This window comes from Streptomyces sp. WAC06614, from assembly GCF_003949795.1.
GTDB lineage: Bacteria > Actinomycetota > Actinomycetes > Streptomycetales > Streptomycetaceae > Streptomyces.
In genome coordinates this window covers 1-1,855 of sequence record NZ_RPRY01000621.1, presented here as the reverse complement: position 1 = coordinate 1,855, position 1,855 = coordinate 1, and the positions used below count along the sequence as shown (strand labels likewise).

At 75.6% G+C, this 1,855-nt stretch carries 2 pseudogenes; one reads left to right on the top strand and one right to left on the bottom strand.

Annotation, left to right across the window (positions count from 1 at the left end):
* Positions 1-174: 174 nt before the first annotated feature.
* Positions 175-1,002, bottom strand: a pseudogene (locus EF918_RS35365) (alpha/beta fold hydrolase); the annotation flags it as partial.
* Between the two features lie 273 nt (positions 1,003-1,275).
* Between EF918_RS35365 and EF918_RS35360 the strand changes: the two are divergent.
* Positions 1,276-1,731: pseudogene (locus EF918_RS35360) on the top strand (GntR family transcriptional regulator); the annotation flags it as partial.
* Positions 1,732-1,855 lie beyond the last annotated feature (124 nt).

Genomic DNA, 1,855 nt, shown 5'->3' with positions numbered 1-1,855 from the left:
GCCGACGCCACCCCCGCGGCCCAGCCGCTCCAGGCGGCCGGCCCGGCCCGCCCGCCCGGGTGGGCGGCGCTTCCCGGGGGCCGGGCGGGCCGGGCCGGCCGCCTGGAGCGGCTGGGCCGCGGGGGTGGCGTCGGCGGAGCGGGCCGTGTCGGCGGAGCGGGCCGTGTCGGCGGAGCGGGCCGTGTCGCGGATCACCCGGGCGACCAGGGCGGGGTCGTCGTTCATCGGGACGTGGCCGCAGCCGGGCAGCCGGACGAGGCGGGCACCGGGCAGCGTCTGCTTGGCCCGCAGGCCCTGGCGGGGCAGCAGCAGGCGGTCGCGGGAGCCCCACGCGACGGTGACCGGCACGTCGGGGACGTCGGAGGTGAACGCCACGGAGCCGCCGGCGGCCAGGGTCGGCCCGAAGCCCTCGGCGGAGCGCAGGGCCAGGGTCTCGGCGACCACGGCCTCGGGGCTGCGCCGGGCCGGGCGGGCGTAGATGCTGCTGGTGAGCGCGGCCCGGCCGGCGGCGGTACGGGCGAGGCGATGGATGGCGGGGACGGGCAGCGAGGCGGCGCCCGCGCGGATGGCCCGCAGGACGAGGAAGGCGTAGAGGCGTTCGGCCTGGTTCCAGAACCCGGCGGGGGAGAGGGCGGTGACCGAACGGACCAGCCCGCTCCGGCCCATCTCCAGGGCGAGCAGTCCGCCGAGGGAGTTGCCCGCCACGTGCGGCCGCTCGACCCCCAGGGCCGCGCAGAAGGAGGCGAGGGCGGCGGCGACGGTGGTGAGGTCGTAGGGGACGCCGTCGGGCAGGGGCGCGGAGGCGCCGAAGCCGGGCAGGTCGACGGCGATCACGTCGTGGTCGGCGGCCAGGATGTCGGTGACCGGGTACCAGGCCTGGAAGTGGTGGCCGATGCCGTGGAGCAGCAGGAGGGGCTCGCCCGAGCCCTGGCGCTCGTAGGCGGCGGTGGCGGTGCGGGGGCCGTGCGGAGAGTCGACGGTGAAGGAGACCGTGGCGGTCATGCTGCTGCTCCTCGGGGGACGGCTGTAAGACGCGCTGTCAGTAATGATTACCGCCGGGTAGCCGTCCGGTACAAGACCCCGGACGCGTCGAGAACATCGTGTGAACGGCTTGATACGTATGCCCCGATCTGCCCCGCCAGGGATGAGGATTGGTCTTGACCAAGGGGGTGCGCCGTCCTATCGTCGCAGGGATAGTGCAGGAACCTTTAATAAACAAAGGCGCGGAACTGCCGCTGGGACACGGCGATTGCAGCGATGGCAGGAGGAGTCAGGGTGGGGACCACGCAGCTCGAATCGGTGCCGGAGCCGAAGTACTGGCACCTCAAGACGGTGCTGAGCGAGGCGCTCGACCAGGACTTCGAGGTGGGCGAGGTGCTGCCGAACGAGCGTGAGCTCGCGGCCCGCTTCGGCGTCGCCCGCGCGACCCTGCGCCAGGCCCTGGAACAGCTCGAACTCGAAGGCCGCCTGCAGCGACGCCGTGGCGTCGGCACCACCGTCGCCCCGCCGCGCGTCGGGGTCGCCGTCGGCAGCGCGGCCAACGGCTGGCCCCTGGAGTCCGTCGACGGCTGGGAGCTGGTCGCCGCCACCGAGGTCGAGCCGCCCGCGGCCGTGCGCGCCCTGCTCGGCACCGGCGAGGGCGAGGCCGTCCACACCGTGCGCCGCACCCGGATCACCGGCGGCCAGGCCGTCGCCGCCGAGCTGCTGTACGTCCCCGCCGCCTCCGTGCCCGGCGGTCAAGCCGACCGTCACCCGTCCGGACCGCGGCCGGGCCGCCGCGCAGGGCGCGCAGACCGCGCAGGGCGCGACCGCGGGCAAGCTGCAGCCGCGCCTGGACCTGGACGGTGACGGCTTC